This is a genomic window from Streptomyces griseochromogenes (genome assembly GCF_001542625.1).
Classification (GTDB): Bacteria; Actinomycetota; Actinomycetes; order Streptomycetales; family Streptomycetaceae; genus Streptomyces; species Streptomyces griseochromogenes.
The window spans coordinates 8,253,786-8,266,622 of sequence record NZ_CP016279.1 but is presented as its reverse complement, the minus strand read 5'-3'; the positions used below and the strand labels follow the sequence as shown (position 1 = coordinate 8,266,622).

General features: G+C 70.3%; 15 protein-coding genes. 7 read left to right on the top strand and 8 right to left on the bottom strand.

All coding sequences use genetic code 11. The annotated features are described in order from the left end of the window. Positions 1–33: 33 nt before the first annotated feature. The 3 genes from AVL59_RS35795 to AVL59_RS35785 form a co-directional block, all read right to left on the bottom strand. Complete coding sequence (locus AVL59_RS35795; protein WP_067313021.1) at positions 34–789, bottom strand: transglycosylase SLT domain-containing protein; 756 nt, start codon at positions 787–789, stop codon at positions 34–36. Positions 790–1,089: 300 nt separating this feature from the next. Continuing rightward, on the bottom strand, positions 1,090–2,226 hold the full coding sequence (locus tag AVL59_RS35790) for an S-adenosylmethionine:tRNA ribosyltransferase-isomerase (protein ID WP_067313019.1): 1,137 nt from the start codon (positions 2,224–2,226) through the stop codon (positions 1,090–1,092). Then, positions 2,223–2,918, bottom strand: coding sequence for an SDR family NAD(P)-dependent oxidoreductase (locus tag AVL59_RS35785; RefSeq protein WP_067313017.1), 696 nt, complete (start codon positions 2,916–2,918; stop codon positions 2,223–2,225). The genes AVL59_RS35790 and AVL59_RS35785 overlap by 4 nt, the downstream gene beginning before the upstream one ends. A 229-nt stretch (positions 2,919–3,147) precedes the next feature. Between AVL59_RS35785 and AVL59_RS35780 the strand changes: the two genes are divergently transcribed. The 3 genes from AVL59_RS35780 to chpE all read left to right on the top strand — a co-directional run bounded on the left by AVL59_RS35780 (position 3,148) and on the right by chpE (position 5,344). After that, a complete protein-coding gene (locus tag AVL59_RS35780) occupies positions 3,148–4,293 on the top strand; it encodes a GAF domain-containing sensor histidine kinase (RefSeq protein WP_067318137.1) in 1,146 nt (381 codons plus the stop codon). Further along, a complete protein-coding gene (locus AVL59_RS35775) occupies positions 4,286–4,927 on the top strand; it encodes a response regulator (RefSeq protein WP_067313015.1) in 642 nt (213 codons plus the stop codon). The genes AVL59_RS35780 and AVL59_RS35775 overlap by 8 nt, the downstream gene beginning before the upstream one ends. 171 nt (positions 4,928–5,098) lie before the next feature. Further along, positions 5,099–5,344, top strand: a complete 246-nt coding sequence (gene chpE, locus AVL59_RS35770; protein ID WP_067313013.1) for a chaplin ChpE — start codon at positions 5,099–5,101, stop codon at positions 5,342–5,344. Between the two features lie 156 nt (positions 5,345–5,500). Here chpE and AVL59_RS35765 read toward each other — a convergent pair whose 3' ends face one another. Then, positions 5,501–6,289 (bottom strand): hypothetical protein, encoded by a 789-nt coding sequence (locus AVL59_RS35765; RefSeq protein ID WP_067313011.1) that lies wholly within the window; start codon positions 6,287–6,289, stop codon positions 5,501–5,503. A gap of 150 nt (positions 6,290–6,439) precedes the next feature. On the opposite strand from AVL59_RS35765, the gene AVL59_RS35760 reads away from it, so the two are divergent. The 3 genes from AVL59_RS35760 to AVL59_RS35750 all read left to right on the top strand — a co-directional run bounded on the left by AVL59_RS35760 (position 6,440) and on the right by AVL59_RS35750 (position 8,836). Continuing rightward, a complete protein-coding gene (locus AVL59_RS35760) occupies positions 6,440–7,231 on the top strand; it encodes an ABC transporter ATP-binding protein (protein WP_067313009.1) in 792 nt (263 codons plus the stop codon). 61 nt (positions 7,232–7,292) lie between these two features. Continuing rightward, a complete protein-coding gene (locus tag AVL59_RS35755; RefSeq protein ID WP_067313007.1) occupies positions 7,293–7,724 on the top strand; it encodes an NfeD family protein in 432 nt (143 codons plus the stop codon). 149 nt (positions 7,725–7,873) lie between these two features. After that, on the top strand, positions 7,874–8,836 hold the full coding sequence (locus AVL59_RS35750; RefSeq protein ID WP_067313005.1) for an SPFH domain-containing protein: 963 nt from the start codon (positions 7,874–7,876) through the stop codon (positions 8,834–8,836). 98 nt (positions 8,837–8,934) lie between these two features. Here AVL59_RS35750 and AVL59_RS35745 read toward each other — a convergent pair whose 3' ends face one another. The 4 genes from AVL59_RS35745 to AVL59_RS35730 form a co-directional block, all read right to left on the bottom strand. Beyond that, positions 8,935–9,306 (bottom strand): peptidoglycan-binding domain-containing protein, encoded by a 372-nt coding sequence (locus tag AVL59_RS35745; protein ID WP_067313003.1) that lies wholly within the window; start codon positions 9,304–9,306, stop codon positions 8,935–8,937. A gap of 233 nt (positions 9,307–9,539) precedes the next feature. Beyond that, complete coding sequence (locus tag AVL59_RS35740; protein WP_067313000.1) at positions 9,540–10,046, bottom strand: HNH endonuclease; 507 nt, start codon at positions 10,044–10,046, stop codon at positions 9,540–9,542. Between the two features lie 167 nt (positions 10,047–10,213). Further along, positions 10,214–10,753: a YbhB/YbcL family Raf kinase inhibitor-like protein gene (locus AVL59_RS35735; RefSeq protein ID WP_067312998.1), complete on the bottom strand. Its 540-nt coding sequence runs from the start codon at positions 10,751–10,753 to the stop codon at positions 10,214–10,216. A gap of 40 nt (positions 10,754–10,793) precedes the next feature. Then, positions 10,794–11,576 (bottom strand): sporulation protein, encoded by a 783-nt coding sequence (locus AVL59_RS35730; RefSeq protein ID WP_067312996.1) that lies wholly within the window; start codon positions 11,574–11,576, stop codon positions 10,794–10,796. A 99-nt stretch (positions 11,577–11,675) separates the two neighbouring features. Here AVL59_RS35730 and AVL59_RS35725 point away from each other — a divergent pair, with 99 nt between their 5' ends. Continuing rightward, the gene (locus AVL59_RS35725) at positions 11,676–12,326 is read left to right on the top strand and encodes a DNA-3-methyladenine glycosylase (RefSeq protein WP_067312994.1); all 651 of its coding nucleotides are present in this window, start codon (positions 11,676–11,678) and stop codon (positions 12,324–12,326) included. Positions 12,327–12,837: the final 511 nt, after the last annotated feature.

Here is a 12,837-nt window from a genome sequence, read left to right as displayed (position 1 = left end):
CTTCCGCGTGTGTCAGAGGTCCCGCGCCAGGCCTCAGTACGCGCTGTTCACGTTGTCGATCGAGCCGTACTTGTCCGCCGCGTAGTTGGCGGCGGCGGTGATGTTGGCGACCGGGTTGTAGATGTCCCAGGACGTGCCGGCGACGTGGTACGCGTTGAAGGTCGGCGGGATGACCTGCAGCAGGCCCTTCGACGGGATGCCGTTGATCGCGTTGACGTCCCAGTCGTTGATGGCCATGGGGTTGCCGGACGACTCGCGCATGATGTTCTTGTGCAGGCCGTTGTAGCTGCCCGGGATGCCCTTGGACTTCATGATGTCCAGGGCCTGGCGGATCCAGCCGTCCAGGTTGTTCGAGTAGGTCTTGGCGGCGACCAGCTGCACCTCGGGGCGCTGCGCGGAGCGGCTCGCGGCCTCCTTGGCGGCGCGCTCCTGGGCAGCCTTCGCGGCGGCCGCGGCGGCGGCCTTCTGCTTGGCCTCGGCCTGCTTCGCCGCGGCCTGCTTCTTGGCGAGCGCGTCGGCGGCGGCCTTCTTGGCCGCGAAGGCGTCGAGCTTGACGGTCTGGGTGGCGAGCTGGTCGGTCAGCGTGCCCTTGACGTCCTTGACCGGCTGGGCGGCGTACTGCACCTGGGCCGCCGCGGCCGGGGCGCCGGCGGTGATGGTCTTGGCGCTGCTGGGGACGGCCGAGAGGGCGACGGCGGCGGCACCGAGCGTGGCGACACCGGCGATGGCGATCTTGTGCTGCTTGGTCAGCGTACGACTATGACCACGGCTGAGGATGTTCTTGGGCATGGCTGACAGACCTCTTCGAGTAGCGCGGAGGTCGCTCCTGCGTCCGCCGGGGGAATCGGCTCCTCCCGCACGAACGCCGCGGGGGAGAACCCACGGCGCTGAGCGACGAGAGCAATTCTTAGCGGCCGCAAAATGCCCTGGCAAAGGTGTGACGTACGATCCGCGGTAGTGGATCGGGGAAGGGCAAAACGGGACAGACTGGATTATCTGTCCCGTTCACCCGGGGATGCTTTATCTCCTATGTCCGTTCGTACGTGATGTGCACCCTATGCGCGGGCTCACATCGGAGACGTAACGGTCTCACCATGAGTTGCCGTCGCAACGCTCTGGGTGAGGGCTCTCCTCCGGGAGGATGAGGTGGACGTCGCCGAACTCGTGCCACAGGTAGAGCCCGCGCAGTGCCTCCTCGTACGCGCGGTCGACCGCGGCCCGCCCCGCGACCGCCTCCAGCATCAGCAGATGCGAGGCCTCCGGCTCGTGCAGCCCGGTCAGCAGCCCGTCGACCGTGCGCACCCCGCGCTCGGGGGTGACCACCAGATCGGTCCAGCCGCGGGCCGCCCGCACCACCCCGTCCGGCCCGGTGGCCGACTCCACGGCCCGCACGGCCGTCGTCCCCACCGCGATGACCCGCCCCTCGCCGGCCTTGACGGCGTTGATCGACCGCGCCGAGGCCTCCGGGACCGCGAACCGCTCCGGATACGGCGGCTCGTGCGCCTCTGCCGACGCCACCCCGGTGTGCAGCGTGACCGGCACGATCTGTATGCCGCGGCTCACCAGCTCGGCCACCAGCCGCGCGGTGAAGGGCCGCGCCGCACTCGGCATCTCCGCGCTGCCCGACCCGTCCGGCGAGGGCAGTGCGAACACGGTCTGGTACACCGACAGCGGCTGGTCCCGCTCCGTATAGGAGTAGCGGATGGGCCGCCCGTGCTCCCCGAGCACCTGGAGGACCTCCGCCCCGGACGCCCGCGCCCACCACAGCCGCTCGCCGCGCCCGCTCAGCGGCTCCTCCAGGACCAGCCGCGCCCCGCCCGGCAGCCGCACCTCCGTTCCCGCGGGTATGCCCGCCCGTCTCCCGTCACCACCCTTGCGAGGAGCGCTCCGCGCCCCGCTTTCCCTACGCGCGCGCGTAGTGCCCCGCCCGTCCGGTTCCCGCAGTTCGACCGCCCACCGCCCGTCGTCCCCGCGCGTGGAGAAGTGCACCACCACGCGCGCGTGCCCGATCCGCCCGTCCACGGCGGCGGCCAGCGTGGGCGAGGTGTTCACCACCAGCAGGTCCCCCGCCCGCAGCAGCCGCGGCAACTCGGCGAAGCCGTGGTGCGACACCTCGGTGCCGCGCGACACCAGCAGCCGCACGGCGTCCCGGTCGAGCCCCGGCCCGCGCTGTTCGGCCGGCACTCGCGCCGACAGCTCCCCGGGCACCCCCAGAGCGATGGTCATCGCCCCTCCACCAGTGACGGCGCCGCATACCGCCCGCTCGCCGGCCGCTCGTCCAGCAGCCGCAGGAACGCCGGTACGACGCTGACGGGCGCCGGCCGCGGCTCGTCGTCGTCCGGTACGGCCGTCGCGTACAGGTCCGTCGCCATGTCCCCCGGGTCCACGGCCCACACCCTGAGCCCCGGCTCCTCCGCGCCGAGCACCGCGGCCAGCTGGTCCAGGGCCGCCTTCGAGGCGCCGTAGCCGCCCCATGTCTCGTACGCCTCCGCCGCCGCGTCCGAGCTGACCGCGATCACCGCGCCCCCCGGCGACTCCCGCAGCGGCCCCAGCGCCTCCTGGACCAGGCCCAGCGCGGCCACCACGTTCACCTCCAGAGCCCGCCGCAGCCCCTTGAGGGGCAGGTCCGAAAGGCGCACCAGCGGCTCGGCGCCCAGCGCGCTGGCGTTGCTCACCAGCAGGTCGACACCGCCCAGCGTCCGCGCGGCGGCCACCAGCTCGGCCCGGTGCCCGGCGTCCGTGACGTCCCCGGGCAGCGCCGTCACGCGCGTCCCGTGCCCCGCGACCGCCTCCGCGGCCTCCTTCAGGGGCCCCGCGCTCCTCGCGTCGAGCACCAGGTCCCAGCCCCGCGCGGCCAGCGCCTCGGCGAGCGCCCGCCCCAGCCCCTTGGAGGCCCCCGTGATGATCGCTACCGGCATGACAACCATCCCCTCGTCGTGTGCCGCCCTCTTCCGGGCGGTGGCCACAACGTAGGAACGGCACCCCCCGCGCCGCCTCGGGCGCGGGCCGCAGAGCGGCGCGGTCCTTCGGCGTACACCGCAGGTCCGGGGCCGAGGACCTAGACCGCCGGACCTAGGCCCAGCGCCCTGGGACATGGCCGTCACAGGACCGATCCGCACTGTCACACCCCGCCGGTACCGTGAGGACATGAGTCAAGGCCCCCGGTCCGGCCTCGCCGCGGTGAGTTCCGCGCTGCTGGCCATGAGCAGGCATCTGGAGGTGCGCGACGTCCTCAAGACGATCGTCGCCTCCGCCCGCGAGCTGCTCGACGCGCAGTACGCCGCCCTCGGCGTCCCCGACGACCACGGCGGCTTCGCCCAGTTCGTCGTCGACGGCGTCAGCGACACCCAGTGGAAGGCCATCGGCCCGCTGCCCCGCCAGCACGGCATCCTCGCCGCGATGCTGCACGAGGCCCGGCCCGAGCGCCTCGCCGACGTGCGCAAGGACCCGCGCTTCGAGGGCTGGCCGTCCGCCCACCCGGAGATGTCCGACTTCCTGGGACTGCCGATCAAGGACGGCGAGGACGTCATCGGGGCGCTCTTCCTCGCGAACAAGCGCTGCTCCAAGCCGGAGGGCGGCTGCGGCTTCACCGCGGAGGACGAGGAACTGCTCTCCACCCTCGCCCAGCACGCCGCCATCGCGCTCACCAACGCCCGCCTCTACGAGCGCAGCCGCGAGCTGACCATCGCCGAGGAACGCTCCCGGCTCGCCCACGAACTGCACGACGCGGTCAGCCAGAAGCTCTTCTCCCTGCGGCTGACCGCCCAGGCCGCGGCCGCGCTGGTGGACCGCGACCCCGCCCGCGCCAAGGGCGAGCTGCACCAGGTCGCCGCGCTCGCCGCCGAGGCGGCCGACGAACTGCGCGCCGCCGTCGTGGAGCTGCGTCCCGCCGCCCTGGACGAGGACGGCCTGATCGCCACCCTGCGCACCCAGATACAGGTCCTCGACCGCGCCCACACCGCGCGCGTCACCTTCGCCGTCGCCGGCTGCCGCGCCCTGCCCGCCGCGCAGGAGGAGGCCGTGCTGCGGGTCGCCCAGGAAGCCCTGCACAACGCCCTGCGCCACTCCGGCGCCGAGCACGTCCACGTGAGCATGGAGCGGCGCGGCCCAGGAGCCGTCCTGCGCGTCACCGACGACGGCGGCGGCTTCGACCCGACGACGGTCCGCCGCGCCGGACGCCACCTGGGCCTGGTCTCGATGCGGGACCGGGCGAGCGGCGTCGGCGGCACGCTGGCCGTGGAATCGGCCCCCGGCAAGGGCACCACGATCGAGATGGAGGTCCCCGGTGGCTGACGCGATCAAGGTCCTGCTCGTCGACGACCATCAGGTCGTGCGCCGGGGTCTGCGCACCTTCCTGGAGGTGCAGGACGACATCGAGGTCGTCGGCGAGGCCGCCGACGGCACCGAGGGAGTCGCCCGTGCCGAGGAACTGCGGCCCGACATCGTCCTCATGGACGTCAAGATGCCGGGCATGGACGGCATCGACGCCCTGCGCAAGCTCCGCGAACTCGACAACCCCGCACGCGTGCTGATCGTCACCAGCTTCACCGAGCAGCGCACGGTCGTCCCCGCCCTGCGCGCGGGCGCCGCCGGGTACGTCTACAAGGACGTGGACCCCGACGCGCTCGCCGCCGCCATCCGCTCCGTGCACGCCGGTCACATCCTGCTCCAGCCGGAGGTCGCCGGCGCGCTGCTCTCCCAGGAGGAGGCCAACTCGGGCCAGGGGAGAGGGGGTTCGCTGACCGAACGGGAGCGCGAGGTGCTCGGCCTGATCGCCGACGGCCGCTCCAACCGTGAGATCGCCCGCGCCCTCGTCCTGTCCGAGAAGACCGTCAAGACGCATGTCTCCAACATCCTCATGAAACTTGACCTCGCCGACCGCACCCAGGCCGCCCTGTGGGCCGTACGCCATGGCGTGACGGGCTGAAACGCCTTCCCCAGTGCCTCACGTACGGCAACTCGGAAGGTTCCGCTCCGGGCTGAGATTCATACCGTCGTGGGAATGTCACCCGCATGGCGCATCCTCAGGCGATCCCCGCCGTTTCTCAGTGCGTGCCGCGGCGAACCGCCGCGGTGATCGCCAAGGAGGGCTTAGACAGTGAAGAACCTGAAGAAGGCAGCGGCCGTGACGATGGTGGCCGGTGGTCTGCTGGCCGCCGGTGCGGGGATGGCCTCTGCCACGGACGGCGCCTGCGCCAACGGTGACGCCTTCGGCTCTCCGGGTGTCGCCTCGGGCAACGTCGTTCAGGCCCCGGTGCACGTCCCGGTCAACGTGGTCGGCAACAGCGTGAACGTGGTCGGCGTGCTGAACCCGGCCTTCGGCAACCTCGGCTCGAACCACTGAGCCACCGCCGTAGACGACCTCAGGCCTCCCGGATCCACCGGGAGGCCTGTCAGGTTCCCGGCCACATCGCCCCCGCCCCCGGGCCCGGCACCGATGAATCAGGGACACCGAGGAGCCGGGGACGCCGGACGATCCGGGACACCGAAGAACCGGCGTTCAGCGGACTCCGCGCTCCCGCTCCTCGACGATCGCGTTGTATGCCGCCACCTGGGCCCGCCGAGCCGTCCGCTCCACCGGCCGCAGTGCCTCGGACCGCGCCACCATCTCGCCGGAGCTGACCGCCGCCCCGTGCCCCCTGTCGTGCGCCAGGGACACCAGCAGCCCGACCCGCTGAGCCAGCTCCAGCACCCGCACCGCACGCGGCGGGTACCCCGGCGCCAGCACCTCGCGCCCCCGCTCGGCCCGCGCCCGGTACGCGTCGATCGCCGCCTCCGCCACCGGGCCCGACCCGGCGACATCCAGCCGCGACAGCACCGTGGTCGCCTCCCGGAGGGCCTCCGCCAGCTCCCGCTCCGCCTCTCCCAGCGACGGCACATCGGCGGGCGGCGCCTCCCGCACCGGCAGTACTTGCCAGACCACCTCGACATGTACATCACCCTCGGGCCCGGCCTCGTACACCTCAGGCACCAGCCCGAACGCGGCACCGAAGCAGACCACCGCCTCCTCGGCCTCCAACGCCCGCGCATTGAACTCCGGCGGACCGCTCAGCCCCAGCGGATGCCCGGGCGCGGGCAGCGCCATCCGCAGGCCGGTCACCCCCAGCGTCCGCAGCCGCCCCAGCGCCAGCGTGAGCCCGACCGGCGCGGACTCACCCGGCAACCCCTCCACCCGGTGCACCGCGTCCTCGCCCACGATGGCGAGCGCGGCGTCATCCGGAGAGGCAAGTCCGGCAAAAAGGGCATTTCCCCATGCTGTGAAGCGTCCTGAACGCGGTTCCGAGAGCATGCCTCCACCCTAAGGACCGGACCGATGGAATGGAGCGTGGCACTGGTGGCGTAGATTTCATATGGGCTGCGCCCACCGGCGCGGCGGACCGAGCCACAGGCGTACGCGACAGCCGAGACCGGCCACACTGCAAGGGGAGACAACGCGCTCATGAGCGATGTTCTGGAGCTTCAGGACGTATCCGTGGTCCGCGAGGGCCGGGCTCTGGTGGACCAGGTCTCCTGGTCGGTGAAGGAGGGCGAGCGCTGGGTCATCCTCGGCCCCAACGGCGCCGGCAAGACCACCCTCCTGAACGTCGCCTCCAGCTACCTCTTCCCGAGCAAGGGCACCGCCACCATCCTCGGCGACACCCTCGGCAAGGTCGACGTCTTCGAGCTGCGCCCGCGCATCGGCATGGCCGGCATCGCCATGACCGAGAAGCTCCCCAAGAGCCAGACCGTCCTCCAGACCGTCCTCACCGCCGCCTACGGCATGACCGCCGGCTGGCACGAGGAGTACGACGAGGTCGACGAGCAGCGCGCCCGCGCCTTCCTCGACCGCCTTGGCATGACCGATTACGTGGACCGCAAGTTCGGCACCCTCTCCGAGGGCGAGCGCAAGCGCACCCTGATCGCCCGTGCCCTGATGACCGACCCCGAGCTCCTGCTGCTCGACGAGCCCGCCGCCGGCCTCGACCTGGGTGGCCGCGAGGACCTGGTGCGCCGCCTCGGCCGACTCGCCCGCGACCCCATCGCCCCCTCGATGATCATGGTCACCCACCATGTCGAGGAGATCGCCCCCGGCTTCACCCACGTCCTCATGATCCGTCAGGGCAAGGTCCTCGCCGCGGGCCCGATCGAACTCGAACTCACCTCCCGCAACCTCTCCCGCTGCTTCGGCCTCCCGCTCGTCGTCGAGCAGGTCGGCGACCGCTGGACCGCGCACGGCCTGCCGCTGTCCTGACGACGACCCACTCCCGTTCGCGCCCTGTCCGCCGCCCGACCCGCGGTCCTACCATGACCATGTGAACGACATCGACGCATGGGCGTGGTGGCTCGTCGGCGCGGCGGCGCTCGGAATCCCGCTGGTGGTCACCGCGATGCCGGAGTTCGGCATGCTCGCGGTGGGCGCGGTCGCGGCCGCGGTCGTCGCCGCCCTCGGCCTCGGCGTCGTGGTCCAGGTCCTCGTCTTCCTCGCCGTCTCGGTCGCCCTCATCGCCGTCGTCCGGCCCATCGCGGCCAGGCACAGCAGACAGCGACCCCAACTGGCCACCGGCGTAGACGCGTTGAAAGGCAAGCAGGCGGTCGTCCTGGAGCGCGTGGACGGCTCCGGCGGCCGGATCAAGCTCGCCGGAGAAGTCTGGTCGGCCCGCTCCCTCGACACCGGCCGCGCCTACGAAGCGGGCCAGGAGGTGGACGTCGTGGAGATCGAAGGGGCCACCGCGATCGTCATCTGAGCCGGCCGACCTCCAGCTGACCTCGTAGGACTCAACTGGACGGAACCGCCCACGAGTTCCGCGACGGTCTGTCAGACTCGTCCAGCAAGATCTTCAACAACCACAAGATCTGCCGAAGCGCCGAGGCGGAGAGGGGTACGGGGAACACGATGGAACCGGTCATCATCGTCCTGATCATTCTGGTGGTGTTGGTCTTCATCGCCCTGATCAAGACCATCCAGGTCATCCCACAGGCCAGCGCCGCCATCGTCGAGCGCTTCGGCCGCTACACGCGGACGCTGAACGCGGGCCTGAACATCGTGGTCCCCTTCATCGACACCATCCGCAACCGCATCGACCTGCGCGAACAGGTCGTCCCCTTCCCACCCCAGCCGGTGATCACCCAGGACAACCTGGTCGTGAACATCGACACGGTCATCTACTACCAGGTGACCGACGCCCGCGCCGCCACCTACGAGGTCGCCAGCTACATCCAGGCCATCGAGCAGCTCACCGTCACCACGCTGCGCAACATCATCGGCGGCATGGACCTCGAACGCACCCTGACCTCCCGTGAGGAGATCAACGCGGCCCTGCGCGGCGTCCTCGACGAGGCCACCGGCAAGTGGGGCATCCGCGTCAACCGCGTCGAGCTGAAGGCCATCGAACCGCCCACCTCCATCCAGGACTCGATGGAGAAGCAGATGCGCGCCGACCGTGACAAGCGCGCCGCGATCCTCACCGCCGAAGGTACGCGCCAGGCCGCCATCCTCACCGCCGAAGGTGAGAAGCAGTCCCAGATCCTGCGCGCCGAGGGTGAGGCCAAGGCCGCCGCCCTGCGCGCCGAGGGCGAGGCCCAGGCCGTCCGCACGGTCTTCGAGGCGATCCACGCCGGCGACCCGGACCAGAAGCTCCTCTCCTACCAGTACCTCCAGATGCTCCCGAAGATCGCCGAAGGCGACGCCAACAAGCTCTGGATCGTCCCCAGCGAGATCGGCGACGCCCTCAAGGGCCTGTCCGGTGCGATGGGCAACTTCGGCCCGCTGGGCGGCGGCTCGGGCAACGGTGCCCAGGGCTCGTCGGGCAACGGCGGCTCGGGCGCGGAGCGCCGCGAGAAGCCGCAGATCGACTGACCACGGCGACACACACGACAACGGCCCGCCTTCCTGAGGAAGGCGGGCCGTCGCTCACCCCGCGGGCCCCGCCGTCCGGCGAAACCCAGGGGCGGCGGTCAGTACGAGGTGGGCAGGTACTTGTAGCAGTACCTGTCGCCGCCGATGGACTTCAGCAGCGCGTTGCCCGTCTTCTTGCCCACGATGCCGTCGGCGTTGCGGCCGGTCAGTCCGTGGTGCTCCTGGAAGTACTTCACCCATGCCTTGGTGTAGCTGCCGTACTGCGAGTCCTCCTGCACCGCCCCCGGGTAGTTGCGGTTGATGATGCGCTGGACGCACCACACGCCGTGGCCCGAGGAGCCGGAGTTGAGCGTCGGCGCATGGGTGTTGGCCTGGGCCGCTCCGGCGGTCATCCCGGAGAACCCGAGCGTCGCCGCCACGACGGCGGTGGCCGACAGAGCGGCCCGGGTGCGCAGGCTGAGCTTGCTCATGACGTCATCGTCCCTTCCGCACGCCGCGGGTCGGGGTCCCCCCGTTCGGGCCCCTCCATCGACCCGCGGCCCACGCGGGCCCGGTCAGCCGGGACCCGCCGTGGTGTGCTGGTGCAAGAAGTTACGGACGCGGCCACCCGGCCGTCGTCCCGCACCGGGTTGACCTTGGCGGGCAACGGACGCCGTACGCCACCGGTTCCTGCAACTTTCGCGGTACACCCGGAGTTGACCGGCTACGCCGCCGGCTGCGCCAGCCACTCCGGCAGCGTCTTGAAGTCGTCCTCCCGCAGCGCCAGCAGCATCGCGTCCGCCGGAGTCGGCTCGAACGGCTCCCGCAGCAGGGCCATGCCCGCCTCGTCCGGAGTCCGGTTGGCCTTGCGGTGGTTGTCCTCCGCACAGGCGGCGACGGTGTTCAGCCAGGTGTCCTGCCCACCCTGCGCCCGCGGCACCACGTGGTCCACGGTCGTCGCCCTGCGCCCGCAGTACGCGCACCGGTGCCGGTCCCGGACCAGCACGCCCCGCCTCGACCAGGGAGCTTGTCTTCGGAACGGCACCCGTACATATCTGCACAGCCTGATCACCCGCGGCGCGGGTATGTCCACATCGGCACCGCGCATCCGCAGTTCGGGATGGGCCTGCTCGACGACGGCCTTGTCCTGGAGGACCAGGACGACGGCTCGGTTCAGAGTCACCGTCGACAGCGGCTCGAAGCTCGCGTTCAGGACCAACGTGTCACGCATCCAGCCCACCTCCCGTGTGCACCTGCCCACCCCCCGGCGGGCTTGGATCAACTCTGGACGGGCGCGCCGAGATGGACAACGCAATAAAAAATGCCCGTCTCCGATCACTTCCAAGACCGGAGACGGGCGAACGTTCCATGAACGCTCGGCTGAATCAGTGCGCTGCGTCAGCCCTGAGCGGGATTCTCGTACTCACCGATGAGCTGGGCGCGCGCGATCGCATGGAAACGGAGATTGAAGCCGACGACGGCGGGAGAAGCGTCCGCGTCCGGCCCGAGCTTCTCCTGGTCCACCGCGTACACCGTGAAGACGTACCGGTGCGGGCCGTCCCCGGGCGGCGGAGCGGCACCACCGAAGTCCTTCGTCCCGTAGTCGTTGCGCGCGTGCACCGCGCCCTCGGGCAGACCCTCGAACTTGCCGCCGCCCGCCCCCACCGGCAGCTCCGTCACGGAGGCGGGGATGTCGAACAGCACCCAGTGCCAGAATCCGCTGCCGGTCGGCGCGTCGGGGTCGTAGCAGGTCACGGCGAAGCTCTTGGTCTCCGCCGGAAAGCCCTCCCACCGCAGCTGCGGCGAGAGGTTCCCCTCCGCGTAGACCTGGGCGCTCCCGAGCGTCGCGCCCTCCGCGACGTCCTCGCTGGTCACCGTGAACGACGGTACGGGCGGGTGGAAGTCGTGGGGGAGCGGCCGCCGCTTGAGCTCGGTCACCTCGGTACCTCCTGATCGTTTTCGTTCAGTCGGTCAGAGCCTAGAACCAGTTGCGCTTGCTGCCGACCTCGGACAGCCACTGGTTGAGGTAAGCCGCCCAGTCGGTCCCGTGGAAGTCGTGCAGACCCACCTGGAAGGAGCGGTAGGTGTCCGAGCCCTCGCTGAACAGCCCCGGCTTCTTGTCCATCTCCAGGACGACGTCCATGGCGTGCTCGTCGGCCACGAAGCTCAGCTCGACCTGGTTCAGACCCCGGTACTGCGACGGCGGGTGGAACTCGATCTCCTGGTAGAACGGCAGCCGCTGCCGGGTACCCCGGATGTGGCCGCGCTCCATGTCCGCGTTCTTGAAGCGGAAGCCGAGCTGGATGAAGGCGTCCAGAATCGCCTTCTGCGCCGGCAGCGGGTGCACGTTGATCGGGTCCAGATCACCGGAGTCCACGGCGCGCGCGATCGCGAGTTCCGTCGTCACCCCGATGTGCATCCCGCGCAGCGCCTGCCCGTCGATCATCGTGACCGGTGTCTCCCAGGGGATCTCCAGCCCGAACGGCACCGCGTGCACGGCCCCCGCCTGCAGCTCGAAGGCACCGCCGAGCCGCACCTTGGTGAACTCGATGTTCTGCTTGTACTCCTCGTCGCCGCTCTCCACCTCCACCCGGGCCTGCAGGCCCACGGACAGCCCCTCGATGTCCTGGTTCACGGATCCGCCCTGGATCCTCACCTCACCCTGGACGACACCACCCGGCACCACGTTGATCTCGGTCAGTACCGTCTCGACCGAGGCCCCACCGGCCCCGAGGCTCGCGAGCAGCTTCTTAAACGCCATGACTCTCCCTTTACGAATGGACCTCGACCCGTACAAACGCGATCCGCCCACGACTGGTTCCGCCGGCCCGCTGACCCGTCTGGACTACGCTCGGACGGCATGATCGCGCCCCCGGACCGTATGCCACTGCCCCGAGAGTTCTTCGACCGCCCCGTACTGGAGGTCGCTCCCGATCTCCTCGGCCGCATCCTGGTCCGGACGACTCCCGACGGTCCGATCGCCGTCCGCCTCACCGAGGTGGAGGCGTACGACGGACCGAACGACCCGGGGTCGCACGCGTACCGCGGGCGCACCGCCCGCAACGAGGTGATGTTCGGTCCCCCCGGACACGTATACGTCTACTTCACCTACGGCATGTGGCACTGCATGAACCTCGTCTGCGGACCCGAGGGCCGGGCGAGCGCCGTGCTGCTCCGTGCGGGTGAGGTGGTCGACGGCGCCGAGCTGGCTCGCAAACGTCGACTTTCGGCCCGGAACGACAAGGAACTGGCCAAGGGTCCGGCGCGCCTGGCCACGGCCCTGGAGGTCGACCGAGCTCTGGACGGCACCGACGCCTGCGCCTCGGGGGACTCCCCCTTGCGCATGCTGACGGGTACACCCGCCCCCTCCGACCAGGTACGAAGCGGTCCGCGCACCGGAGTCGCCGGCGAGGGCGGAAACGGCGACGCGCACCCGTGGCGCTTCTGGATCGCCAACGACCCGACGGTGAGCCCTTATCGGGCCCACGCGCCGAGGCGCCGACCAAGTTGACGCGGCCTTGCGAGGTGCGTAATGTAGCCCGAGCCGCTGAACCGGGTACGGCATTCGCCTGCAGCCGGAGCGGCCACCCACTACTCAGCTACAAGCCCTCAACGGGGTCGATTTTGGCGCGCCCGCGTGCCCAAAATTCGAACTCGTGAGACTCGATTATGAGTCGCCGAGGAAATGGGCTAGCGTAGTGAATGTCGAAAGGCCGACGGACGAAAGTCCAAAAACCTCCAGACAATCCCGCCGACCGGGAATCGGACGCCGAAAGGATCTGATAGAGTCGGAACCGCCGGAAAGGGAAACGCGAGAGCGGGAACCTGGAAAGCACCGAGGAAATCGGATCGAGAAAAGATCTGATAGAGTCGGAAACACCGAAGGGAAGCCCGGAGGAAAGCCCGAGAGGGTGAGTACAAAGGAAGCGACCGTTCCTTGAGAACTCAACAGCGTGCCAAAAATCAACGCCAGATTAGTTGATACCCCGTCTCCAGCATCTGCTGGGACGAGGTTCCTTTGA

Bases quoted from the DNA above. Each gene is read 5' to 3' on its own strand.
- AVL59_RS35745 (WP_067313003.1), bottom strand. From the start codon at position 9,306: ATGAGCAAGCTCAGCCTGCGCACCCGGGCCGCTCTGTCGGCCACCGCC.
- AVL59_RS35765 (WP_067313011.1), bottom strand. From the start codon at position 6,289: ATGCTCTCGGAACCGCGTTCAGGACGCTTCACAGCATGGGGAAATGCC.
- AVL59_RS35750 (WP_067313005.1), top strand. From the start codon at position 7,874: ATGGAACCGGTCATCATCGTCCTGATCATTCTGGTGGTGTTGGTCTTC.
- AVL59_RS35785 (WP_067313017.1), bottom strand. From the start codon at position 2,918: ATGCCGGTAGCGATCATCACGGGGGCCTCCAAGGGGCTGGGGCGGGCG.
- AVL59_RS35740 (WP_067313000.1), bottom strand. From the start codon at position 10,046: ATGCGTGACACGTTGGTCCTGAACGCGAGCTTCGAGCCGCTGTCGACG.
- AVL59_RS35780 (WP_067318137.1), top strand. From the start codon at position 3,148: ATGAGTCAAGGCCCCCGGTCCGGCCTCGCCGCGGTGAGTTCCGCGCTG.
- AVL59_RS35790 (WP_067313019.1), bottom strand. From the start codon at position 2,226: ATGACCATCGCTCTGGGGGTGCCCGGGGAGCTGTCGGCGCGAGTGCCG.
- AVL59_RS35760 (WP_067313009.1), top strand. From the start codon at position 6,440: ATGAGCGATGTTCTGGAGCTTCAGGACGTATCCGTGGTCCGCGAGGGC.
- AVL59_RS35725 (WP_067312994.1), top strand. From the start codon at position 11,676: ATGATCGCGCCCCCGGACCGTATGCCACTGCCCCGAGAGTTCTTCGAC.
- AVL59_RS35795 (WP_067313021.1), bottom strand. From the start codon at position 789: ATGCCCAAGAACATCCTCAGCCGTGGTCATAGTCGTACGCTGACCAAG.
- AVL59_RS35730 (WP_067312996.1), bottom strand. From the start codon at position 11,576: ATGGCGTTTAAGAAGCTGCTCGCGAGCCTCGGGGCCGGTGGGGCCTCG.